Here is a 20,929-nt window from a genome sequence, read left to right on the forward strand (position 1 = left end):
CACGTGTGAGGGTGAGAACAGATGCCTGAAAGACACCCGTATATCGTGAGATATGGTAACGCCCTTCGGCAAAGGGAAGGGCGCGCGAATTCATCCTGCCTCGCCTGATGGTGGAGGCGTTCGGAACAGCGCTTCGGCCGCAGCGCGATGGGCGCTCGCCTTGTCGCGGTGGGCGACAGTGCGCATGATCTCGAGTTCGAGCAGGCGAATGCGCTCGTTCAGTTCGTCGTGCGAATAAGGGTCGAGCACTTCGGTTGCCAGCTGGCTGGCCAGGTCCCCTTTCGGGCGAGGGCGCTCATCAATGTCCATTCCGGGCAGTTTGGGCACTGCAGTGCCTTGCTGTCAACGCCTTGCATGGTTAGCCAAGGGCAAATTGGTATTCGATAACGACAAGGGCGGTGGATGAGCGGCATTCCTGCAACAATGACGGCAATCGGCTGGGACGCACCCGGCGGGCCCGAGGTCCTGCGGCCGGAAAGCGTTCCGATTCCGGTGCCCGGACCCGGACAGGTGCTGGTCAAGGTGGCCTTTGCGGGCGTGAATCGCCCCGATGTCATCCAGCGCCAGGGCTTCTATCCCCCGCCGCCCGATGCCTCGCCCCTGCCAGGCCTCGAAGTGTCAGGTCAGGTCGTCGCGATGGGCGAAGGGGTGACCTGGCCTTTCACCGGCACCATGGTCTGCGCGCTCGTGGCGGGCGGCGGCTACGCCGAGTACTGCATCGCCGAAGCCGCGCAGTGTCTCCAGGTGCCAACCGGCCTTTCCATGGCAGAGGCTGCGGCGATTCCGGAAACGCTGTTCACCGTGTGGCACAACGTGTTCGAACGCGGCATGGCAGCGCCGGGCGAAACGATCCTCGTCCATGGCGGCACCAGCGGTATCGGCTCGATGGCGGTCCTGCTCTGCAAGCTGTTCGGCGTGACGGTGATCGTCACCGCCGGCGGGTCGGAGAAGTGCGCCCAGGCGCTCGAGATCGGCGCGGCCCATGCGATCGACTACAAGGCCGCCGATTTCGTGGAAGAGGTCAAGCGCATCACCGCAGGCCGCGGTGTGGACATGGTTCTCGATATGGTCGCCGGTGATTACGTGGCGCGCAATCTCAAGTGCCTCGCCGATGATGGCCGCCACGTCACGATCGCGGTGCAAGGCGGGGTCAAGGCGGAACTCAACATGGCCGAAGTCATGCGCCGCCGCCTCACGCTCACCGGCTCGACGCTGCGCCCGCGGTCAAAGGCCTTCAAGGCGGCGCTGGCGTCCGAAATCCGCGAGACGGTCTGGCCGCTCGTCGCCACCGGAGAATTGCGCCCGATCATGGACCGGACCTTTGCCTTGGCTGAAGCATCCGCCGCCCACGCCCGCATGGAACAGGGCAGCCACATCGGCAAGATCGTGCTGGCAGTTTAATCGCGCTGCGTGCGATGCCCACCCCCAACCCCTCCCGCTTGCGGGAGGGGGCTAAGAGCACTGCGCTATAACTCCCCTCCCGCAGGCGGGAGGGGTCAGGGGTGGGCATTGGCGATAGCCAACAAAAAGGGCCGCCCTTTCGCAAGGGCGGCCCTTCTCAATTCAGCAATCAGCCGAAAGCTCAGCTGTCCGAAATACCTTCAGCGCGGCGCGCGGCAAGCCATGCGGCCGCTTCAGCTTCCTGCGCCGCTTCGGAAGCAGCCTTGGCCGAGGCCTGACGCTCCGCGCGCAGCTCCTCGATCAGCGCTTCACGGTCGGTGCCAAGGCGCAGCGCGGCTTCGCCGTTGTCCTCGATGCCGGCCTTCTTGGCAGCCTTGGCCACCAGCGAATCGAGTTCGCGCTGCGAGCACAGGCCCAGCGTCACCGGGTCCTTGGGATTGATGTTGCCGATGTTCCAGTGGCTGCGATCGCGGATCGCGGCGATGGTGGTGCGCGTCGTGCCGATCAGCTTGCCGATCTGCGCGTCCGAAACTTCCGGATGGTTGCGCAGGATCCAGGCGATGCCGTCGGGCTTGTCCTGGCGCTTCGAAACCGGCGTATAGCGCGGGCCCTTGGTGCGGCTGACCGAGATCGGCGCACGCTGCATCTTGAGCTTGTACTCGGGGTTTGCCTGGCCCTTGTCGATTTCGGCCTGGTTCAGCTCGCCCGAGTGGATCGGATCGCGCCCGGTGTACTTCTGCCCGGCAAGGTCATCGGCCATGGCCTGCACTTCAAGGATGTGAAGGCCGCAGAACTCGGCGATCTGCTCGAAGGTCAGGGCGGTGTTGTCGACGAGCCAGGACGCAGTGGCGTGCGGCATCAGCGGATACGTGGGCTGGTTGCTCACGGACAATCTCCCGAAAAAAGCGGTCCCGCAAAAAGCGGATACAATAAGGGCCGCCCCTCGCGGAGCGGCCTTGAACCTCGCCGATGTAAGCCGGGAATGGCGAATCGGCAAGAAAAGAGTTGCGGCACCGGCCCGCTCCGCTGCCCGGACGCCCTTTGCGGCAGGATCTGGGTGGCCGGGCGAGGGAGCGGGCCGGTGCCGCAAGCCCCTGACGGATGTCAGGGGCGCACCAGACAAAGAACCCTCAGCTGACCAGAGTCAGCGACGGCTCCTCGCCCGCATGGACGCGATGGGCGAAGCGCCCATCGACTTGCGCGCCCTGCTCGATGGTCAGCGCGTCGTAGCTCACATCGCCGTGGATGCGCGCGGTCTTGAGGATCACCAGCTCGCCCGCCTCGATAGACCCGTGCACCGTGCCCGAAAGCCGCGCACTCTTGGCCTTGATCGCGCCGGTGACGGTGCTCTTCTCGCCCTGCACGAGCGCGGCGCAAGTGATGTCGCCCTCGACGCTGCCGTCGATGTGGAGGTCCGCCGTCGCCGAAAGATCGCCCTTCACGGCAACGTCGGCACCCAGCACGGAGAAAGTCGCGGCCATTGCTGAATTACCTCCCCCAAGATTGTTGACGCGGTGCGCGGCGTTTCCGGCGCGGATTTCCTGAACATGCCTGTTTGCCTCAAGGAAGGGGCGCGGATTGACCGGACGGTCATTGATCCGCACTTCGAAATGGAGGTGGGGCCCGGTCGAGCGCCCGGTGTTACCGATCTTGCCGATCTCGCTGCCGGCGTCGACCTTCTGGCCGATCCGCGCGGCTGTGCGCGACATGTGGGCGTAGCGCGTCATCAGCCCGTTGCCGTGGCTGACTTCGACAACATTGCCGTAACCCTGGCGCTGGCCGACGAAGCTGACCGTGCCTGCCGCCGCCGAATAGATCGGCGCGCCGACGGGGCCGCGGAAATCGAGCCCGGCATGAAACGCCGGACCACCGGTGAACGGGTCCGAACGGTAACCGAAGCCGCTCGAAATGTACTCGAGGCTGGCAGGCAGGGTGTTCGGGATACGCCGCAGCCCCTTTTCCAGCGCGGCCATCCGCTCGAGGCTGGCACCAAGGCGGGCAAAGCGAGGATCCACGCTGTCATCGTTGCCGGTGAACAGGCGGATCAGCGGGCCGCCCTGGCCTTCGCGCGAAGCAGCGCGCAGCATCGCCGGGTTGAGCCCGACGCGCCGGATCGCCGTCTCCGCCTGCGCCGAACGCGCATCGGCAAAGCGGGTGAGGCGTTCGATGAAGGCCAGCTGGCGCGCTTCCACTTCGGCAAGGCGCCGCGCTTCAGGCAATTCCATCGAGATCTTGCGCACGGTTTTCTGCGCTTCGCCGCTGCTGTCGGATACGGTGCCTTGCGGCAGGTCCTTGGGCAGCTCGCCGATCGTGCCTTCGATCGCCTTCTCGATGAAGTCCTGGCGACGATCGAGGTCGTCCGCCACGCCTTCCAGCCCGCCGCGATACTTCGCCACCCGGCTCTCGGCCGAAGCGACTGCCGCCTCACGCTCGAGCAGTGCGGCGTGATCGCGCGCGGCGGTGAACTGCGAGAACAACGTCGCCGCCATGACCACCAGCCAGAGCAGCACCGCCGCCGCAACGCCACCGGCCACGGTCATCTGCAGGCGCGAGGAAATGCGGATGAAGCGGACCTGACCCTGCGAGCGCATGAAGAACTCGCGCTCCGGAAACCAGCTGCGCACACGGGCGACAGCGCTGGCCACAGCTGGCGCAGCCGCAAAGCGGGCAGGCTTTATCGATGGCACAGGCAGGCGACCCCCGTCGTATATCTGCGTGGTTTTGGTTAATTCAGATCCCGTCGCGGCGCGGACTAGACGTCGGGTTCCCGGCTGGCGAATCCGAATCGGGCAAGACGCGCTGAATCGTGTGACTCCCCCGATGAATCGTTTGCAGCGGTGTAAGCAGGCGCACAATTCGCGCTCTCGAAGATTTCGACTCGCCCTCTTGTGCTCCCATCCGGATGACACGCGACAATCGCGGTGCTAGTGCGCAGCCCATGTCCAGTCAGCCCGCACAGCAGCCCGAATCCGTGACCGATCTGGTCGAAGGCCTCGCCCGCGCCGCCCGCACGGCGCAGCGCCAGCTGGCGCGGATGGATTCGCCAGCCAAGGAGCGCGCGCTCAAACTTGCCGCTGCAGCCCTGCGCACTGCCGAGGCCGAAATCCTCGCCGCCAATGCGCAGGACATGGCCAATGGCGAGGCGAACGGCCTCACCGGCGCCATGCTCGATCGCCTCAAGCTGACGCCGGAGCGGCTTGCCGGGATCGCCGATGCGGTCGAACAGGTGGCCAGCCTTGCCGATCCCGTCGGCGAAGTCATTTCGGAGGCCGCGCGCCCCAACGGCATGGTGTTGCAGCGCCTGCGCATTCCCGTCGGCGTGATCGGCATCATCTACGAAAGCCGCCCCAACGTGACCGCCGATGCCGCTGCGCTCTGCGTCCGCTCCGGCAACGCCACGATCCTGCGCGGCGGCTCCGAGGCCGTCCACTCCAACCGCGCGATCCACAAGGCGCTGGTCGCTGGCCTCGTCGAAGGCGGCGTGCCCGCCGATGCCGTCCAGCTCATGCCCACGCAGGACCGCGCCGCCGTTGGTGCCATGCTCGCCGCCGCTGGCCTGATCGACATGATCGTGCCGCGCGGCGGCAAGAGCCTCGTCGCACGCGTCCAGGCCGATGCCCGCGTGCCGGTTCTCGCCCACCTCGATGGCATCAATCACACCTTCGTCCACGCCGCTGCCGATCCCGCCATGGCCAAGGCGATCGTGCTCAACGCCAAGATGCGCCGCACCGGCATCTGCGGGGCGATGGAAACGCTGCTGATCGATGCGACCTATCCCGATCCGCACGGCCTTGTCGAACCGCTGCTCGATGCAGGTTGCGAGCTGCGCGGCGATGCCCGCGCCCGCGCCATCGATCCGCGCATCGTGCCTGTCACCGCGAACGACTGGGACACCGAATATCTCGACGCCATCCTCTCGGTCGCCGTGGTCGACGGCCTCGATGAAGCACTGGCGCACGTCTCCGCCCATGCCTCGGGCCATACCGACGCCATCGTCACCGAGGATCAGGCCGTGGCCGACCGCTTCCTCACCGAAGTCGACAGTGCGATCGTCATGCACAACGCCTCCAGCCAGTTCGCCGATGGTGGCGAATTCGGCCTTGGCGCGGAAATCGGCATCGCTACCGGGCGCCTCCATGCACGCGGCCCGGTCGCGCTCGAAGGCCTCACCACCTACAAGTGGCTGGTCCGCGGTTCGGGGCAAGTGAGACCCTGAGGAATCCCGCTGCACCCCTGACCGGCCTGTTCGGCGGCAGCTTCAACCCCGCGCACGGCGGCCACCGCCGCGTCACGCTCTTCGCGATTCAAGCGCTGGGGCTGGACGAGGTGTGGTGGCTGGTCTCGCCCGGCAACGTGCTCAAACCGGTACAGGGCATGGCGCCTGTCGAAGCGCGGCTGGCCTCGGCCCGCCGGCAAAGCCGCAACGCCCCGATCCGCGCCACCGCGATCGAGCGTGAACTCGGCACGCGCTTCACTGTCGACACCCTGCGCGCGATCAAGCGGCGCTATCCAAGACGCCGCTTCATCTGGCTGATGGGGCTGACAACCTTGCCCAGTTCCACAAGTGGAAACACTGGCGGCAGATCGCCCGCGAGATGCCGATTGCGGTGATCGCGCGTCCGGGTTATGATTCGGCTGCCTTGGCAAGTCCTGCCATGGCCTGGCTGCGCCGCTGGCGCCAGCGGCCCGGACAGTTCGTCTCCGGCGCAATGCGGAGCGCTCCGGCGCTGACCATTCTTCGCTTCGATCCTGACCATCGGTCTGCCAGCGCGATTCGCGCAAATGACCCTGATTGGTCACGCCGCTATGGCAATGCGGCCATGCGCGATGCCGTCACGCATCGCCGGATCAATCGGGGCCTTATCAAGCGAGGAAAACCCTGACCGCGCAATACCTTGATCCATGTTCCGCCACGGGGCGGAGCATAGAAACTCTTGCGCGTTCCAACCGTTATCACTTGACTCTTGAGCCACGGAGGCCATTTCGCGCATCATGACCAGCGTACAACCGCTGTCGGCCAATGCCGGCACCGCACCCAAGACTCCTTACACCCCCGCCGCGCTGCACGATCTCGTGCTGAAGTCGCTTGACGACGATCAGGCGCAGGAGGTGGTTTCCATCCCGCTTGAGGGCAAGAGCTCCGTTGCCGATTACATGGTGATCGCCTCGGGCCGATCGACCCGTCAGGTCGCCGCAATGGCGCAGAAGCTGGCCGAGCGCATCAAGCACGGCGGTTTCGGCCACGTGCGGATCGAAGGGCTTCCCGCGGCAGACTGGGTGCTGATCGATGCGGGCGACGTGGTCGTCCACATTTTCCGCCCGGAAGTGCGCACGTTCTACAACCTCGAACGCATGTGGGCCTTCGGAGACGCTGGCGCGGCGTGAGTTCGTGAAGTGCGCCCTTGGCATCCGCCAAGGGCTTGCGGCTGCATTTTCGCCAGGGGATTCTCTTGCGGTGTAAATCCCGCTAGACCCCGCCCATGCTGCTCCACGTCATCGCCCGCGGAAAGATCGGTCGTTCGCCCGAGGCCGAGCTGGTCGAGCGTTATGCCAAGCGCATTTCGTGGGGCTGGAAGATGACCGAGCTGCCCGACCGGGGCGGCTCCATCCCCCACCATCGCAGACGCCCGCCCGCACTGTCGCGCTTGATGAACGCGGCAAGCAGCTGACCTCAAGCGAGTTCGCGGCAATCCTTGGCCGGTGGCGCGATGATGGCGTACGCGAATGCCGCTTCCTGATCGGCGCGGCGGACGGTCATGATGACCCTTTGCGCGATTCCGCCGACCTGCTCATTGCCTTTGGCAAGGCCACCTGGCCGCACATGATGGCGCGCGCCATGCTCGCCGAACAGCTCTGGCGCGCGACCAGCATTCTCGCTGGCCATCCCTATCACCGCGAAGGATAGTGGCGGCATGACGTCACGCCTTGCCTTTGCCTTCATATGCCTGTCGCTGGCTGGCGTGTTGGGCTGGCAGGTCACGGCGCAGCAGGCCACGCCCTATGCCGATGCCGGTGAGGCCCGCGAGGTGCTGCGCCGTGCGGGGCAGGCACTGGCCCAATCGCGCAGCCGCGCCGAACAGCTCGAACAGGCCGCGCGCAAGGTTACCGCCGAGGCGGACCGCACGGCGCGCGAAGCCGCCGCTGTCGCTGCCCGCATCCAGCAGTCCGAGGCAGAGATCCAGCTGGCGCAGGCGAAGATCGTGCTGATCGATCGCCAGCGCGAAACCTTGCGCAGTCGCATGGCCGAGCGGCAGGAGCCGGTCGTGCGGCTGACAGCGGCACTGCAGATGATGGCCCGTCGCCCGCTCGCTTTCAGTCTCGTCCGCGCCGATTCGGTGCGCGACACCATCCACCTGCGCGCAGTGATGGAGACCATGCTCCCCGAAGTGCAGCGGCGCACTGCCTCCCTGCGCGCCGAAATCGTGCGCGGTCGCAAGCTGCAGGATGAAGCGCGTCTCGCCGCGCAGCAATTGCGCGAAGGCGAAAAGTCCCTCGGCGCCCGCCGCACCGAACTTGCCGCCCTTGAGAGCCGCCAGCGGCTGGCATCGCGCGCGGCGCAGGGCGTTGCCGCGCAGGAATCCGATCGTACCCTGGCGCTGGCCGAACAGACCCGCGACCTGTCCGGCCTGATGGGCAAGCTCGAAGCCGACGGTGCCTTGCGCCAGCAACTTGCCGCACTCCCCGGCCCGGTGCTGCCGCCGGTTCGTCCGGGCGAGGTACTCAAGGTGCTGGACGCGCCGCCGCCGCTCCTCGCTACATCCACGCCGAAGCTCGCCTGGATCATGCCGGTCTCGGGCCGACTCGTCTCGGGCTTCGGCGCGCAGTCGCCTACGGGCCTGACAACGGGCGTTTCGCTCGCGCCTGCGGGAGGCGCGCAAGTCGTCTCCCCCGCCGATGGCCGCGTCGCCTTTGCCGGGCCCTATCGCGGCTACGGCACCATAGTCATCGTCGAACATTCCGGCGGCTGGACCACGCTCGTCACCAATCTCGGCCGCGTTGCCGCGCGGGTGGGTGACAAGGTCGTGCAAGGCTCACCACTGGGAATCGCCGGGCCGGGCCGTCCGGTCCTCACGGTCGAGCTGCGCCGCGATGGCACCCCGGTAAACCCGCTCGACGTGCGCGGCTGACGACGCTGGTCGGACGCCATCTGCAGTTTGTCGACGAAGCGGGCTCGCCCTGTCCCAAAACCTCATCTGGTGTTAATTCAGAGCCGGTTATAGAACCGCTGCAATGATTGCCTCTTCGCGAAAGGCCCCGGGCACATGAAGTTCGCCCCACTGCTGCGCGCAACCGCGCTCGTTACCGCTGTTGCGCTGATCCCTGCCGCGACCACCGGCCTTGCCGCCGTCGACGCCAAGTCCGGCCCCGAGTTCGGCAAGCTCATGGCCGTCTACGAACGGATCAAGTCCAGCTATGTCGAGCCGGTCGACGACGACAAGCTGCTCAAGGGCGCGATCGACGGCATGCTCGCCACGCTCGATCCGCACAGCGCCTATCTCGACGCCCGCGATTTCGAGAACCTGCGCACGCAGACCGAAGGCTCCTATGGCGGGCTGGGCCTGTCGGTCACCATGGACGACGGCGCGGTCAAGGTCATCGCGCCGACCAAGGGCAGCCCGGCAGACCTCGCCGGGATCAAGGCGGGCGACTTTATCACCCACCTCGACGGCAAGCTGATCTACGGTGGCTCATTGGACGAGGCGGTCGATCAGATGCGCGGCGTTCCGGGCACGCAGATCAAGCTCAGCGTCTTCCGACCCGGCCGCGACGAACCGTTCGATGTCACCATCACGCGCAAGATCATCGAATTGAAGCCCGTCGAGCTCGAAATGAAGGGCAATGTCGCCGTCATTTCGGTCTCCAGCTTCAGCGCCGACGTCGGCGCTTCGGTCCAGCGCGCCTGGAACGATGCCAAGGCGAAGTCCGGCGGCAAGGTCACCGGCCTCGTGCTCGACCTGCGCGGCAACCCCGGTGGCCTGCTCGATGAAGCCGTGGCCCTGTCGGACCTGTTCCTCGACAAGGGCACGATCGTCTCGCAGCGCGGCCGCTATGCCCGCGATACCGAGGTCTACCCGGCAGAGATCGACACCAAGGGCGATATCGCCAAGGGCATTCCGATGATCGTGCTGATCGACGAAGGCTCGGCCTCGGCGTCGGAAATCGTCGCAGGGGCCCTGCAGGACCAGCACCGCGCCGTGGTCATGGGCCAGCGCAGCTTCGGCAAGGGCAGCGTGCAGACGCTGATCCCGCTCACGCGCGATACCGCCGTCAAGCTCACCACCGCGCGCTACTACACGCCTTCGGGCCGCAGCGTGCAGGAAGGCGGCATCGATCCCGATATCACCGTGCCGCAGATTTCCGACCCCGACCTGCGCAAGCGCCAGCTGCGCTCCTACCGCGAGAGCGACCTGCGCGGCCACCTGATCAACGAGATCAAGCTCGAGGACAAGGACCTCGAGAAGGACAAGATCGAGGACCCGCGCTTCAAGATGACGCCGGAAGAGCTGAAGGCGAAGGACATCAAGGATTTCCAGCTGTACTACGCCGTGCAGACCCTGAACCGGACCCAGCCGCGCGCCGCGCTTGCAGCGAAGATGAAGCGCTAATAAGGCGCTGCCCATGACTTCGCAGCAGTCTCGCAACGCCGCCTACGCGCTTGCCGTGATCATTCCCGCCGCGCTGATGGGCGGAGCGCTGATCTCGCAATTCGTGTTCGGGCTCTACCCCTGCCAGATGTGCTGGTGGCAGCGCTATCCGCATATCGCCGCGATCGTGTTGGCGCTTCTGGCGCTGACGATGAAGGGGAAGGGCTCCGGCGATCTGGCAGTGACGCTCGCCGCCACCGCCATCGGCATTTCCGGCCTGATCGGCGGGTTTCATGCCGGCGTCGAACATGGCTGGTGGGAAGGCGTCACCGCTTGCTCGACCGTTGCTAGCGGCGGCAATCCCTTGGATGCGATCATGAATGCCCCGGTCGTGCGCTGTGATGTTGCCCCATGGGACCTCTTCGGAATCAGCCTCGCCGGGTTCAATTTCCTGATCTCGACAGCAGGCGCGATCCTCGTGTTTGCGCTGCTCGGCAAGAGCCGCAAGGGAGCGTGAGATGACCAAATTCGCCGAAATGCTGCGCGTCGATCAGGCCGGCGAATTCGGCGCGACGCGGATCTACGCAGGCCAGCTTGCCGTGATGGGCAACCGCGCGCCGCATTCGGCAGAAATCGCCGCAATGGCCGAGCAGGAAGCCGGACACCGCGAAAAGTTCGACGCCCTGATCGCCAAACGCGGCGTCAGGCCCACCGCACTCCAGCCGGTATGGTCGGCAGCAGGCTTTGCCCTTGGCGCGGCCACCGCCCTGATCGGCCCCGAAGCGGCGATGGCCTGCACCGCCGCGATCGAGACCGAGATTGACCGGCACTACACCGAACAGCTCGATGAACTGGGCGACGAAGACCCCGAACTCGCCGCAATGATCCGCGAATTCCGCGATGATGAGCGCGAGCATCGCGATGCCGCGCTGGCGGCAGGCGCGGAAAAGGCGCCCGCCTACCCAGTGCTGTTCCACGCCATCCGCCTCGGCTGCCGCGCCGCCATTGCACTTTCCAAGCGGATTTGATCCAGCGCAGGGAACTGCGCTCCTTCATCTACCATTCACAGGCAGCGCGCCCTATATCGGGGCTAGCCTGACCGGAGACCGATGATGAAGCGCCTGATCCCTGCCGCCCTGCTGCTGTCCAGCGCCTTTGCCGCTCCGGCCCTTGCGCAAGCGGACCAGCCGCTGGTCGATCCCTCGGGCGAGAAGGTCAACCAGCTGATCGTCTATGGCGACGATCCCTGCCCCAAGTCCGAAGGCAGCACGATCACCGTCTGCGCGCGCAAGGAAGAGGAAGAGCGCTTCCGCATTCCCAAGCCGCTGCGCGACAATCCCAACGCCCTTGTCAATCAGGCCTGGAGCCAGAAGGTCCGCGCTTATGAGACGGTTGGCAACTTCGGCACCAATTCCTGCTCGGCCGTGGGCGCTGGCGGCGCCACCGGCTGCCTTTCTCGCCTGATCGATCGTGCCTATGCCGAGAAGAAGAACAGCACCGACGTCCAGTTCGGCAAGCTGATCGAGGAAGAACGCGCCAAGCGTCTCGAGACGATCGATGCCGATGCCGCCGCCGAACAGGCGCGGGTCGAGCAGATCGAGAAGGAATACGAAGCAAGGCTGAAGCGCGAACGGGAGCAAGCCGGGGAGCAGGCTCCGGCTACCCCGCACCTGCGCAGCCCTGAAGATCGACTGTGCGCTCTCCCCTCCCGCAGGCGGGAGGGGTTGGGGGTGGGCACCGGCGATAGCCGGTAAAATCACCCCGCCAACGAAATCACCCCAGCGCGATATCCGGCGCGTCTTCCTGCTTCATGCCAACAGTGTGATACCCGGCATCGACATGATGCGTCTCGCCGGTCACGCCCGATGACAGGTCCGAAAGCAGGTAGAGGCCCGCGCCGCCCACGTCCTCGATGGTCACGTTGCGGCGCAGCGGGCTGTTCAGCTCGTTCCACTTGAGGATGTAGCGGAAGTCGCCGATGCCGCTGGCGGCCAGCGTCTTGATCGGTCCTGCCGAAATCGCATTCACGCGCACGCCCGAAGGCCCGCAGTCGTTGGCAAGGTACTTCACGCTGGTTTCCAGCGCCGCCTTGGCCACGCCCATCACGTTGTAGTGCGGCACGACCTTCTCCGCGCCGTAATAGGTCAGCGTCAGGATCGAACCGCCGTTCGGCATCATCTCCATGGCCCGCTTGGTCACCGCCACCAGGCTGTAGGCGGAGATGTTCATGGTCATCAGGAAATTGTCGAGCGTGGTGTCGTAGAACTTTCCGCGCAGCTGGGTCTTGTCCGAATAGCCGATGGCGTGGACGATGAAGTCGATCGTCGGCCACCTGGCTTTCAGCGTCTCGAACGTCTGGTCGAGCGCGGCCATGTCGGACACGTCGCATTCGATCAGGAAATCGCTGCCAAGGCTCGCTGCCAGCGGTCGCACGCGCTTTTCCAGCGCCTCGCCCTGATAGGAAAAGGCCAGTTCAGCGCCATGTTCGTGAAGCAGCTTGGCAATGCCCCAGGCGAGCGACTTGTCGTTGGCGAGGCCCATGATCAGGCCGCGCTTGCCTTGCATAAGTCCGGTCATGCGTCAGTGTTCTCGCTTCTTGTCTCGTTCCCGGCGCTTGTGCGCGATGCGCGTGCGCGATTGTCAGCCTGGCCCAGCATGTCGCGCTCTTCCGGCGTTTCGGCAAGTGCGGCGTTGAGTTCGGCCCCCACAACCATCCCTAAGCCCACAAGCCAGAAAAAGAAAAGGGCGATCATCACCCCGGCAAGACTTCCATAGGTCAGATCGTAGGAAAAGAACGTCCGCAAGGCGGTGGGCAGCAGCGTCGTCACCACGATCCACCAGACCGTCACGAACAGCGCCCCCGGCCACTTCGGATAGCCGCGCCCGCGATAGGCGCCGGGCGTCAGCGAAATGAACAGCAGCCACAGCGCGCCATAAAGAACCGCAGCCGGAATGAAGCGCGACAGGGCAAGGCTGCCAAGCAGATCGGCAAATTGCGGCAGCCACGCCTCGATCACCTCCTGCGCCGCACCGATCACGACCTGGGCGAAAATGGCGAGAAGAATCAGCACAACCGACGCCAGCGTGATTCCGGTCGATGCCAGGCGGTATCGCCAGAAGGCATGCTCCCAGCGCGTGCCATAGGCGCGGCGCAAGATGTCGCGGATCGTCTCGACCAGACTGCCGACCGTCCACAGGCCGAAGATTCCGCCGATCCACAGCAGCCATCCGGTCCGCGCCTCGATCACGCTTCTGGCAACGGGCTCGATCGTCGTCGCAACGACCGGAGGCAAGGCGATCAGCACTGTATCGATTGCGGCGGCGCGCTGGCTGGCCTCGCCGATGAACGAGAACAGCGCGGCCCCTGTGATGAAGAACGGGAACAGCGCAATCACGATCATGTAGGCAAGATTGCCGGCATGGATCGAGCCGTCGTTGAACACGCCGGTCCACACCCGTTTGATCACTTCCCAGGCCTTGCTGCCGGGGCCAAGCTTCTCGCGGGCCTCGGCAAGGCCCGAGCGCCAGCGCAGTGCTTCACGCCGCCGGGCTTCGGGCGAAAGATCCGGCATGTCGACAAGTGGGCGGGGCCCCGGCGGGGTCTGGCCGGGGGCGTTCACTCAGACACCAAGCTTGTCACGAAGGTTGCGCATGTCCGCCCAACCCTCGAGACGCGCTTTCAGGTCCCCGTCATCTGCCGGAAGATCGATCTGCAGCGTCACCAGCTGGTCACCGCGCGTGCCGTCCTTGCGGGTAAAGCCCTTGCCCTTGAGGCGAAGCGTGCGCCCGCTCGAACTGCCCGGCGCAACGGTGAGCATGACCGCGCCGTCGACAGTCGGCACCTTCACCTTGGCGCCGTTCAGCGCCTCGGCCAGGCTGATCGGCAGGTCGAGCCGGATGTTGTCGCCGTCGCGCTCGTAGAACGGGTGGCTGCCGATCTCGAGCGTGACGATGGCATCGCCATTGCCGCCGGGCCGGGCTCGCCCTTGCCGGCCAGCCGCATCTGCTGGCCGCTTTCCAGCCCCGCAGGCAGCTTGAGATCGATCGTCTTGCCGTCAGACAAGGTGATGCGCTGGTTCGCGCGCGTTGCCGCGTCGATGAACGAGACTTGCAGGCGGTAGTTCACATTGGCGCCCTTGGGGGAGGGCCACGGCGCGCGCCGCCTCCCATGCCGCCCATACCACCCATGCCGCCGCGCCCGCCGAACAGCCCCTCGAAGATGTCGCCGATGTCGGGGCCCCCGCCGAAGCCGCCTTCGAAACCGCCATCGTGGCGGAAACCGCCCTGATGCCCGCCGAAGCCGCCGCCGCCACCGAAGCCGCCGCCGAACGGGCCGGTCGGGTTGCCATCGGCGTCGATTTCGCCACGGTCGAACTTGGCCCGCTTGTCCTTGTCGGACAGCAGGTCATAGGCGCGGGTCACTTCGGAAAAGCGCTCCGTTGCCTTGGGGTTGTCCTTGTTGGTGTCCGGGTGCAGTTCCTTGGCCAGCTTGCGATAGGCAGACTTGATGTCCTTCTCGCTTGCGCTGCGGGGAACGCCCAGGGTGGAATACGGATCGGCCATGGCTCTCTAGCTAGGGCGCGCGCGGCCTGCCCGCAAGGTTGGCTTTCCTACATCGCAGCAGAAGAGTAGGCCGGTCCCATGCAATTGATCCCGGTCATGGAAAACCCCTCCCGCCAAGCCAGACTTCCCATCGAGGCAGGGAGCCCGGCCGTTCAGAAAACCCCGCCGGAGAGTTTTCTCTGGACTGTGTAAACCCCGTAAACCCCTTTCAGGAAATTCCAGTGCAACCTGAACAGAATTCCGACGCGATCCCCCACGCCGATCCCATCGCGATCTTCGAATCGTGGTTCGCGCAGGCCCAGGCCAACGAGCCCAACGACCCCAATGCGATGGCGCTGGCCACCTCCACGCCCGATGGCCACCCCTCGGTGCGGATGGTGCTGCTCAAGGGCCACGGCCCGGACGGCTTCGTGTTCTACACCAACTTCCACAGCCGCAAGGGCGGGGAGCTGGCGGCAAATCCCAACGTCGCGCTGCTGTTCCACTGGAAGTCGCTGCGCCGCCAGATCCGCATCGAAGGCATGATTGCCGAAGTCACGGCCGCGGAGGCCGACGCCTACTTCGCCAGCCGGCATCCCGAATCCCGGCTCGGCTCGGCGGCGTCCGACCAGTCGCGCCCGCTGCCCGACCGGCAGGTCTACCTCGACCGGGTCGATGCGCTGCGGCAGCAGTACCCCGATGGCAATGTGCCGCGCCCGGCGCACTGGTCCGGTTACCGCGTGACCCCTTCGGCAATCGAGTTCTGGCAGGATCGCGACTACCGCCTCCACGAACGCCGCCGCTTCGTTGGCGACGGCGCAGGCGGCTGGACCAGCACCCTGCTTTACCCTTAAGGGCCTGAAACATGGACATGACCCGCACCGACACCCACGCCGACCTCAATCGCAAGGCGGCGCTTGCCAGCATTTCGGTGGCGGTGCTGCTGGTCGGCATGAAGGCGTGGGCGGTCCTGTCCACCGGGTCGACCGCCATGCTCGGCTCGCTCGCGGATACCGCGCTCGACCTCGTGGCAAGCCTTGCGACCTTGCTCGGCGTGTGGGTCGCCTCGCAGCCCGATGACCACAACCACCGCTTCGGGCACGGCAAGGCCGAGGCGCTGGCGGCGATGTTCCAGGTCGTGCTGATCTCGATCTCGGCCATCGGCCTTGCCTTCCGCGCGGTCGGGCAGTTCCTCGGGCAGGCGCAAGTGGCCGAGGCCGAATCGGGTGTCGTCGTCTCGACCATCGCGCTCGGCGCCACGCTGGCACTGCTGGCCTACCAGCGCCACGTCATCCGGCAGACCGGCAGCCTGGCCATCAGCACCGACAACGTCCACTACAAGTCCGACCTGTTCCTCAACCTCGCGGTCATCGCCGCGCTGGTGCTCGACACTTACGTGGGCATCAAGGGCGCGGATGCGGTGTTCGCGTTCGGCATCGCGCTGTGGCTGGCCTGGGGCGCGTGGGGCGCATCGCAGGAAGCCGTCGATCAGCTGATGGACCACGAATGGCCGCTCGAAAAGCGCGAGCGCTTTCTCGAAGTCGTCGCGGCGCATCCGGAACTCAAGGGCCTGCATGACTTGCGCACCCGCACCAGCGGCAACCGCGATTTCGTCCAGTTCCACGTCTGGGTCGACGGACGCATGACCGTGACCGAGGCGCATCGTGTTATGGACGAGATCGAGGACAAGCTGATGGCGGAGTTCCCCGGCGTCGAGATCCTCATTCACCCCGATCCCGAGGGACTGGTCGACGAAGACATCATGGGTGCGGAGAACCTCCTCAGCCCCGGTCCCGATGGAACCAGCCCGGCGATCCTCGCCCAAGGTGCGCCCAACTCTTGAGGACAGCCTCGTGACCGATTCCAGAGTGCCCTACTTCCATGTCGATGCCTTCACTGCGCGCGCCCTTGGTGGGAACCAGGCTGCCGTGATGATGCTCGAAGCCTGGCCCGATGACACAACGCTGCAGGCGATCGGTGCCGAGAACATGTTCGCGGAAACCGCATTCCTCGTGCCCGACCATAGCGGCAGGGCAGATTTCGAACTGCGCTGGTTCACGCCTGCCGTCGAGGTGGCGATGTGCGGACACGCCACGCTGGCATCGGGCCACGTTGTGTTGGGGCAGGACCCGATGCGTGGTCGCGTCACTTTCTCGACGCGCAGGGCAGGCGTGCTTGAAGTGTCACGAGATGGCGATCGGTACGTCCTTTCCCTGCCTGCCGTCCCGACTTCACCGGGATCGTTTGACGCAGCCGTGCCTCTGCTCGGGCCGGGCCGGCCTACCGAAGTCTGGCAGGGCGATGGCTACAATATCTTCCATTATCCGACTTCGGCCGAGGTTCTGGCACTGGCTCCCGATTTCAAGGCGCTCCTGCAATTCGGCGATGTCCAGTTCATCGCCACTGCGGCGGGGGCAGGCCATCCCTCGGGCGCAGACATTGTCAGCCGGGTGTTTGTGCCGGGCGGCGGGATTGACGAGGACGCGGCCACCGGGTCGGCCCACGCGGCGCTGACGCCATATTGGGTCGCCAAGCTCGGCCGCATGACGTTCTCGGCGTATCAGGCCTCGGCACGCGGCGCGGACTTCGTCTGCCGGCTGGAAGGTGATCGCGTGCTGCTGGGCGGGGATTGCGTGACGGTTGTGGAAGGCATCTTCCGCCTCCCGTAAGCCAATGGCCTAACGGTAGAGCGCCACCACGTCTGCCAGGCCGTCGACCAGCGGGGCCAGCTTGTCGTCCTGCGTCTTGCCGAGGCGGACCACGGTGAGGCCCCGGCTCGGGCTGACCATCACGTATTGGCCGAGATGGCCGATGCAGGCGAACAGGTCCTTCGGGCCGCGATCGGGAAACAGCGAGGATTCGCCACTTGTCGGCGTCCGGTTCAGCCAGATCTGCGCGCCGTACTGCGCTTCGCGCGGGGAGGGCGTGACCATGAACTCGATCCACTGCCGCGGGATGATCTGCGCGCCCTTGACCGAGCCCTTGTTGCGCAGGAACTCGCCGAACTTTGCCCAGTCACGCGCGGTGCCGTGGATCAGCGAACCGCCGATCAGCGTGCCCGATGCGTCGAACTCGGGCAGCATCGATTTCATGCCGGCCGGTTCGAACAGGCGGGTACGCAGGTAGTCGGCCACGGCCTGGCGGCGATTTTCGGGGTTCGGCGCAGGCGAGAGCACGCGCGCCGCGAGATCGGCAAGGATCACACTGGTCGCCGAGGAGTACTCGAACTTGCGGCCCGGCTCTGCTTCAAGCGGCTGGTCCTCGGCATAGCGCGCCATGTCGTCACGCCCGTCAAGGAACAGCATGCGCACTTCGTCGGATTCGTAGACCGGATCGATCGCCTCGGAATGGCGCAGGCCCGAGCGCATCTGCAGCAGCTGGCGCAGTGTGATCTCGCCGCGCGGGTCGCCGGGGCGCTGCCACGCCGGAACCGGCGCGGTCTCGTCGAGCCGCAGGCGCCCGTCGGACACCAGCATCCCGATCATCACCCCGTTACCGACTTGGCCATCGACCAGCTGATGAAGCGCGTGTTCTCGTGATAGCCCTCGGCATAGCGCTCGGCGACGATGCGCCCGTTCTTCATCACCACGACGGCACGGGTCTCGCCCATCTCCGGCGCGAACAGCGCGTCGACGGCGCGGGCCAGCTTCTCGCGATCGGTGCCCGGCTCCTTCACCACCGCCTTCAGCGCCTCTTCCGAGACGGGCGGCGGCCCATCGGCCTCATTCGTCCCCGCGAACAGGCAGCCACGGCTGGCAGCAGCGCGAGGGTCAGGATAAGGGAGAGCGAGCGGCGGGCCATCGGGCCAGTCCTTTCGACCAGAATCGGCAGTCATGGCAACCGGCAACCACAGTTCCCCACAGCTCCGTCACTGACGATCGCGCCCAAGCGCAGCTGGCGCTGGCGCGCGCTGCTGATTGCACTGGCTCTGCTGCTTGCGGTGCTGGCGACGTTCTGGCCGGCAATTCACGGCTATGCGACGACAGGAGCCAGCTATGGCGCGCGCGTCGCGTGTTCGTGCCGCTTTGTCGGCGGACGCGAACTGTCGGATTGCCGCAAGGACTTCGAGCCGGGGATGGAACTGGTGTCCCTGAGCGAGGACGCCGAGGCCAAGAGCGTGACAGCGCGCTTCGCCCTCGTGTTCAGCCAGACCGCAACCTATCGCAAGGGGCCGGGCTGCATGCTCGAGCCCTGGAAGAAATAGGCCGCAAGGTTCAGGCGTCCCAACGCTTGGTCGAATCGATCCAGCCGCCGCCGATCACCCGCTCGCCCGCATAGAGCACTGCGGCCTGCCCCGGGGCGACGCCGTATTCGGGCTGCAGGAAGCGAATCGTTGCAGTGGCGCCTTCGCCGAACGGGCCATCGAGTTCGACCGGGACGGGCTTGGCCAGCGAGCGCACCTTTGCCGTCAGCGGGCCTGCCGGGAGCGGGCCGATGCGGTTGGTTTCCGTGATCGTCGCGCGGCTGACGGCCAGCATCGGGCGCGGTCCCACCAGCACGCGGCGCTGCGGTGCGTCGAGGCCGATCACGTAGAGCGGTTCGGGCTGCCCGCCGATCTCGAGGCCGCGTCGCTGGCCGACGGTATAGTGAATGATGCCGCGATGGTGCCCGAGCACTTCGCCAGTGGCGGCATGGACGATCTCGCCCGGCGCATCGCCCTCGGGGCGTACCGAACGGACGATTCTGGCGTAGTCGCCATCGGGCACGAAGCAGATGTCCTGGCTGTCGGGCTTGGCGGCGACGACGAGGCCCATGTCCTCGGCGATGCGCCGCGTCTCGGTCTTGGGCAATCCGCCTAAAGGAAAGCGCAGGAAATCGAGCTGGGCCTCGGTCGTGCCATAGAGAAAGTAGGACTGGTCGCGCGCGGGATCGAACGCGCGGTGGAGTTCGGGGCCGTCAGCACCGACCACGCGGCGCACGTAGTGGCCGGTGGCAAGGCAATCTGCGCCAAGTTCGCGCGCCATTGCCAGCAGATCGGTAAACTTCGGCCCCATGTTGCAGCGGACGCAGGGAATCGGAGTCCGACCGTTGAGATAATCGTCTGCAAAGCGTTCGACCACTTCCTCGCGGAAGCTCGATTCGTGATCGAAGACATAGTGCGCGATGCCCAGGCGGTCGGCCACGGCGCGCGCATCGCGGATGTCATCACCGGCGCAGCAGGCACCCTTGCGCCCGGTTGCCGCGCCATAATCGTAAAGTTGCAGGGTTACGCCGATCACTTCGGCCCCGCTTGCTGCAGCGATTCCCGCGACGACCGAGCTGTCGACGCCGCCCGACATGGCGACGACGATGCGCCGCGCCTTGAGCGGTTGCGGCAGGTCGAAAAGATCGGGAAGTGTTGCCGTATCGAGCATGGTGCGCGCCATAGTCGGTTTGGCGCCGCAGCGCAAAGCGTGCCAAACGGCGCGGCATTGGACTGCCACAAGATAAACAACAGCTAAACGGGCCCTTTACCGGACCTTAGCCATCTCGCGCCTAGAAGCACGGCGATGGATATGAGTTTGAACGATCACGCGGCGTTTTTCGGCGGCGACACGGCTTTGGCGGCCGGGACCGGATTGCGTCCGCTGTCTTGGCACGGGCTGTGCGCCCGCATTGCCGCAACGCAGGATTTGCGTCGATCGCTGGGTGCCGACGGAGAGCACGGCGATGCCGAACGCGGTGGCAGCTTTCACCGGCTCACTGCTACATTCATTGCGTCGAACGTGCAGGGCAATCCGGCGCATGAACGAGTCGTTAACCCAACCTCTTCAGCGAATAGCAAAGCCGATTTGGGCACATTCGCCGCCGATATGACCGTGACGCGGCAGGGCCGCGCCGAAGCACGAGATTGACATGATCGAGAACCAGAAAATCCGTCCGGCACAAGTCATCGGCCCGCTCGGGGAGCCCCTGACGATCGATAGTCTGCCGCCTGCCAACACCACGCGCTGGGTCGTTCGTCGCAAGGCGGAAGTCGTCGCGGCCGTGAACGGCGGGCTCCTGACTATCGACGAGGTCTGCGAGCGCTACAACCTCACGCTCGAGGAGTTTGCATCGTGGCAGCGCGCGGTCGACCGCTCGGGCATGCAGGGCCTGCGCGTGACCCGTATCCAGCATTATCGCGATCTCTACGAGCGACAGCTCAAGTATTGATCGCAAGCACCAGCTCCATCCGCGGCGGCCGCTTCCTTCGGGAGGCGGCCGTTGTTCTTTTGGGCATCTGTTCCGTTGTTTGCCTGCACTGCAAAGGTCGCCGACCGGTTACAAAAAGTTACAGGTGCAAGAAAGACACGGTGTCCATTTCGGCATAAGTCCTTCGTCGAGACGGAATTGCGCCTCGTCGGAAGGGTAGCTATTGCAGTGCAATGACCTGCCATACGGCGGTGCCGCATGCTTGCGGCAAGTGCGTTATGAATGTA

The 20,929-nt window shown here is 65.7% G+C and carries 22 protein-coding genes and 3 pseudogenes; 16 read left to right on the forward strand and 9 right to left on the reverse strand.

What is annotated here, in order from left to right; genetic code table 11:
- Window positions 1–90: 90 nt before the first annotated feature.
- Window positions 91–309, reverse strand: a complete 219-nt coding sequence (locus C7W88_RS05825) for a DUF1192 family protein (RefSeq protein ID WP_118072852.1) — start codon at window positions 307–309, stop codon at window positions 91–93.
- Window positions 310–402: 93 nt separating this feature from the next.
- On the opposite strand from C7W88_RS05825, the gene C7W88_RS05830 reads away from it, so the two are divergent.
- A complete protein-coding gene (locus tag C7W88_RS05830) occupies window positions 403–1,401 on the forward strand; it encodes an NAD(P)H-quinone oxidoreductase (RefSeq protein ID WP_118072853.1) in 999 nt (332 codons plus the stop codon).
- A 181-nt stretch (window positions 1,402–1,582) separates the two neighbouring features.
- On the opposite strand, the gene C7W88_RS05835 is transcribed toward C7W88_RS05830, so the two are convergent.
- Both C7W88_RS05835 and C7W88_RS05845 read right to left on the reverse strand, forming a co-directional pair.
- Window positions 1,583–2,287: a DUF1013 domain-containing protein gene (locus C7W88_RS05835; RefSeq protein WP_118072854.1), complete on the reverse strand. Its 705-nt coding sequence runs from the start codon at window positions 2,285–2,287 to the stop codon at window positions 1,583–1,585.
- 244 nt (window positions 2,288–2,531) lie between these two features.
- Window positions 2,532–4,046: a peptidoglycan DD-metalloendopeptidase family protein gene (locus tag C7W88_RS05845; RefSeq protein ID WP_370073197.1), complete on the reverse strand. Its 1,515-nt coding sequence runs from the start codon at window positions 4,044–4,046 to the stop codon at window positions 2,532–2,534.
- Between the two features lie 293 nt (window positions 4,047–4,339).
- Between C7W88_RS05845 and C7W88_RS05850 the strand changes: the two genes are divergently transcribed.
- From C7W88_RS05850 to C7W88_RS05895, 9 genes and pseudogenes are all read left to right on the forward strand, one after another.
- A complete protein-coding gene (locus C7W88_RS05850) occupies window positions 4,340–5,617 on the forward strand; it encodes a glutamate-5-semialdehyde dehydrogenase (protein ID WP_118074604.1) in 1,278 nt (425 codons plus the stop codon).
- Window positions 5,581–6,284, forward strand: a pseudogene (locus C7W88_RS05855) (nicotinate-nucleotide adenylyltransferase). Before C7W88_RS05850 ends, C7W88_RS05855 begins: the two are co-directional and overlap by 37 nt.
- 109 nt (window positions 6,285–6,393) lie before the next feature.
- Window positions 6,394–6,786, forward strand: coding sequence for a ribosome silencing factor (rsfS, locus tag C7W88_RS05865; RefSeq protein WP_118072856.1), 393 nt, complete (start codon window positions 6,394–6,396; stop codon window positions 6,784–6,786).
- A gap of 95 nt (window positions 6,787–6,881) precedes the next feature.
- Window positions 6,882–7,306: pseudogene (locus C7W88_RS05870) on the forward strand (23S rRNA (pseudouridine(1915)-N(3))-methyltransferase RlmH).
- Window positions 7,307–7,313: 7 nt separating this feature from the next.
- A complete protein-coding gene (locus C7W88_RS05875) occupies window positions 7,314–8,528 on the forward strand; it encodes a murein hydrolase activator EnvC (RefSeq protein WP_118072857.1) in 1,215 nt (404 codons plus the stop codon).
- A 135-nt stretch (window positions 8,529–8,663) separates the two neighbouring features.
- On the forward strand, window positions 8,664–10,007 hold the full coding sequence (locus tag C7W88_RS05880; RefSeq protein ID WP_118072858.1) for a S41 family peptidase: 1,344 nt from the start codon (window positions 8,664–8,666) through the stop codon (window positions 10,005–10,007).
- A 13-nt stretch (window positions 10,008–10,020) separates the two neighbouring features.
- Complete coding sequence (locus tag C7W88_RS05885) at window positions 10,021–10,503, forward strand: disulfide bond formation protein B (RefSeq protein WP_118072859.1); 483 nt, start codon at window positions 10,021–10,023, stop codon at window positions 10,501–10,503.
- 1 nt (window position 10,504) lies between these two features.
- The gene (locus C7W88_RS05890; protein WP_118072860.1) at window positions 10,505–11,014 is read left to right on the forward strand and encodes a demethoxyubiquinone hydroxylase family protein; all 510 of its coding nucleotides are present in this window, start codon (window positions 10,505–10,507) and stop codon (window positions 11,012–11,014) included.
- An 84-nt stretch (window positions 11,015–11,098) separates the two neighbouring features.
- Entirely contained in the window at window positions 11,099–11,740 is a 642-nt protein-coding gene (locus tag C7W88_RS05895; RefSeq protein WP_370073198.1) for a hypothetical protein, read from the forward strand.
- A 19-nt stretch (window positions 11,741–11,759) separates the two neighbouring features.
- Here C7W88_RS05895 and fabI read toward each other — a convergent pair whose 3' ends face one another.
- The 3 genes and pseudogenes from fabI to C7W88_RS05910 all read right to left on the reverse strand — a co-directional run bounded on the left by fabI (window position 11,760) and on the right by C7W88_RS05910 (window position 14,549).
- A complete protein-coding gene (gene fabI / locus C7W88_RS05900) occupies window positions 11,760–12,563 on the reverse strand; it encodes an enoyl-ACP reductase FabI (protein WP_118072861.1) in 804 nt (267 codons plus the stop codon).
- Window positions 12,560–13,558 carry a YihY/virulence factor BrkB family protein gene (locus tag C7W88_RS05905; RefSeq protein WP_118074605.1) on the reverse strand — a complete coding sequence of 333 codons (999 nt, stop codon included), beginning with the start codon at window positions 13,556–13,558 and terminating at the stop codon, window positions 12,560–12,562. Before C7W88_RS05905 ends, fabI begins: the two co-directional genes overlap by 4 nt.
- A 48-nt stretch (window positions 13,559–13,606) precedes the next feature.
- A pseudogene (locus C7W88_RS05910) lies at window positions 13,607–14,549 on the reverse strand (DnaJ C-terminal domain-containing protein).
- A gap of 221 nt (window positions 14,550–14,770) precedes the next feature.
- On the opposite strand from C7W88_RS05910, the gene pdxH reads away from it, so the two are divergent.
- Genes pdxH through C7W88_RS05925 form a run of 3 tightly spaced genes read left to right on the forward strand, consistent with a single transcriptional unit; the run spans window position 14,771 to window position 17,197 of the window.
- Window positions 14,771–15,382 carry a pyridoxamine 5'-phosphate oxidase gene (pdxH, locus tag C7W88_RS05915; RefSeq protein WP_118072862.1) on the forward strand — a complete coding sequence of 204 codons (612 nt, stop codon included), beginning with the start codon at window positions 14,771–14,773 and terminating at the stop codon, window positions 15,380–15,382.
- Window positions 15,383–15,393: 11 nt separating this feature from the next.
- A complete protein-coding gene (locus C7W88_RS05920) occupies window positions 15,394–16,371 on the forward strand; it encodes a cation diffusion facilitator family transporter (RefSeq protein WP_118072863.1) in 978 nt (325 codons plus the stop codon).
- A 10-nt stretch (window positions 16,372–16,381) separates the two neighbouring features.
- Complete coding sequence (locus tag C7W88_RS05925) at window positions 16,382–17,197, forward strand: PhzF family phenazine biosynthesis protein (protein ID WP_118072864.1); 816 nt, start codon at window positions 16,382–16,384, stop codon at window positions 17,195–17,197.
- 9 nt (window positions 17,198–17,206) lie between these two features.
- Here C7W88_RS05925 and C7W88_RS05930 read toward each other — a convergent pair whose 3' ends face one another.
- Both C7W88_RS05930 and C7W88_RS24670 read right to left on the reverse strand, forming a co-directional pair.
- Window positions 17,207–18,013 (reverse strand): serine hydrolase domain-containing protein, encoded by an 807-nt coding sequence (locus C7W88_RS05930; protein ID WP_370073199.1) that lies wholly within the window; start codon window positions 18,011–18,013, stop codon window positions 17,207–17,209.
- Window positions 18,013–18,363: a hypothetical protein gene (locus tag C7W88_RS24670; protein ID WP_370073200.1), complete on the reverse strand. Its 351-nt coding sequence runs from the start codon at window positions 18,361–18,363 to the stop codon at window positions 18,013–18,015. The genes C7W88_RS05930 and C7W88_RS24670 overlap by 1 nt, the downstream gene beginning before the upstream one ends.
- Before the next feature lie 105 nt (window positions 18,364–18,468).
- Here C7W88_RS24670 and C7W88_RS05935 point away from each other — a divergent pair, with 105 nt between their 5' ends.
- Window positions 18,469–18,732, forward strand: coding sequence for a hypothetical protein (locus C7W88_RS05935; RefSeq protein WP_370073201.1), 264 nt, complete (start codon window positions 18,469–18,471; stop codon window positions 18,730–18,732).
- Window positions 18,733–18,742: 10 nt separating this feature from the next.
- Here the strand turns inward: C7W88_RS05935 and mnmA are convergent, their stop codons facing one another.
- Window positions 18,743–19,894 (reverse strand): tRNA 2-thiouridine(34) synthase MnmA, encoded by a 1,152-nt coding sequence (gene mnmA, locus C7W88_RS05940; RefSeq protein ID WP_162895928.1) that lies wholly within the window; start codon window positions 19,892–19,894, stop codon window positions 18,743–18,745.
- Window positions 19,895–20,017: 123 nt separating this feature from the next.
- Here mnmA and C7W88_RS05945 point away from each other — a divergent pair, with 123 nt between their 5' ends.
- Both C7W88_RS05945 and C7W88_RS05950 read left to right on the forward strand, forming a co-directional pair.
- Window positions 20,018–20,362, forward strand: a complete 345-nt coding sequence (locus C7W88_RS05945) for a hypothetical protein (protein ID WP_205525259.1) — start codon at window positions 20,018–20,020, stop codon at window positions 20,360–20,362.
- Between the two features lies 1 nt (window position 20,363).
- Entirely contained in the window at window positions 20,364–20,663 is a 300-nt protein-coding gene (locus tag C7W88_RS05950) for a DUF1153 domain-containing protein (RefSeq protein WP_118072866.1), read from the forward strand.
- The last annotated feature ends 266 nt before the right edge of the window (window positions 20,664–20,929 follow it).

It is taken from the genome of Novosphingobium sp. THN1 (assembly GCF_003454795.1).
Lineage (GTDB): Bacteria > Pseudomonadota > Alphaproteobacteria > Sphingomonadales > Sphingomonadaceae > Novosphingobium.

Bases quoted from the DNA above. Each gene is read 5' to 3' on its own strand.
- C7W88_RS05825 (WP_118072852.1), bottom strand. From the start codon at position 309: ATGGACATTGATGAGCGCCCTCGCCCGAAAGGGGACCTGGCCAGCCAG.
- C7W88_RS05830 (WP_118072853.1), top strand. From the start codon at position 403: ATGAGCGGCATTCCTGCAACAATGACGGCAATCGGCTGGGACGCACCC.
- C7W88_RS05850 (WP_118074604.1), top strand. From the start codon at position 4,340: ATGTCCAGTCAGCCCGCACAGCAGCCCGAATCCGTGACCGATCTGGTC.
- rsfS (WP_118072856.1), top strand. From the start codon at position 6,394: ATGACCAGCGTACAACCGCTGTCGGCCAATGCCGGCACCGCACCCAAG.
- C7W88_RS05875 (WP_118072857.1), top strand. From the start codon at position 7,314: ATGACGTCACGCCTTGCCTTTGCCTTCATATGCCTGTCGCTGGCTGGC.
- C7W88_RS05880 (WP_118072858.1), top strand. From the start codon at position 8,664: ATGAAGTTCGCCCCACTGCTGCGCGCAACCGCGCTCGTTACCGCTGTT.
- C7W88_RS05885 (WP_118072859.1), top strand. From the start codon at position 10,021: ATGACTTCGCAGCAGTCTCGCAACGCCGCCTACGCGCTTGCCGTGATC.
- C7W88_RS05890 (WP_118072860.1), top strand. From the start codon at position 10,505: ATGACCAAATTCGCCGAAATGCTGCGCGTCGATCAGGCCGGCGAATTC.
- C7W88_RS05895 (WP_370073198.1), top strand. From the start codon at position 11,099: ATGAAGCGCCTGATCCCTGCCGCCCTGCTGCTGTCCAGCGCCTTTGCC.
- fabI (WP_118072861.1), bottom strand. From the start codon at position 12,563: ATGACCGGACTTATGCAAGGCAAGCGCGGCCTGATCATGGGCCTCGCC.
- C7W88_RS05905 (WP_118074605.1), bottom strand. From the start codon at position 13,558: ATGCCGGATCTTTCGCCCGAAGCCCGGCGGCGTGAAGCACTGCGCTGG.
- C7W88_RS05920 (WP_118072863.1), top strand. From the start codon at position 15,394: ATGGACATGACCCGCACCGACACCCACGCCGACCTCAATCGCAAGGCG.
- C7W88_RS05930 (WP_370073199.1), bottom strand. From the start codon at position 18,013: ATGATCGGGATGCTGGTGTCCGACGGGCGCCTGCGGCTCGACGAGACC.
- C7W88_RS24670 (WP_370073200.1), bottom strand. From the start codon at position 18,363: ATGACTGCCGATTCTGGTCGAAAGGACTGGCCCGATGGCCCGCCGCTC.
- mnmA (WP_162895928.1), bottom strand. From the start codon at position 19,894: ATGGCGCGCACCATGCTCGATACGGCAACACTTCCCGATCTTTTCGAC.
- C7W88_RS05945 (WP_205525259.1), top strand. From the start codon at position 20,018: ATGGATATGAGTTTGAACGATCACGCGGCGTTTTTCGGCGGCGACACG.
- C7W88_RS05950 (WP_118072866.1), top strand. From the start codon at position 20,364: ATGATCGAGAACCAGAAAATCCGTCCGGCACAAGTCATCGGCCCGCTC.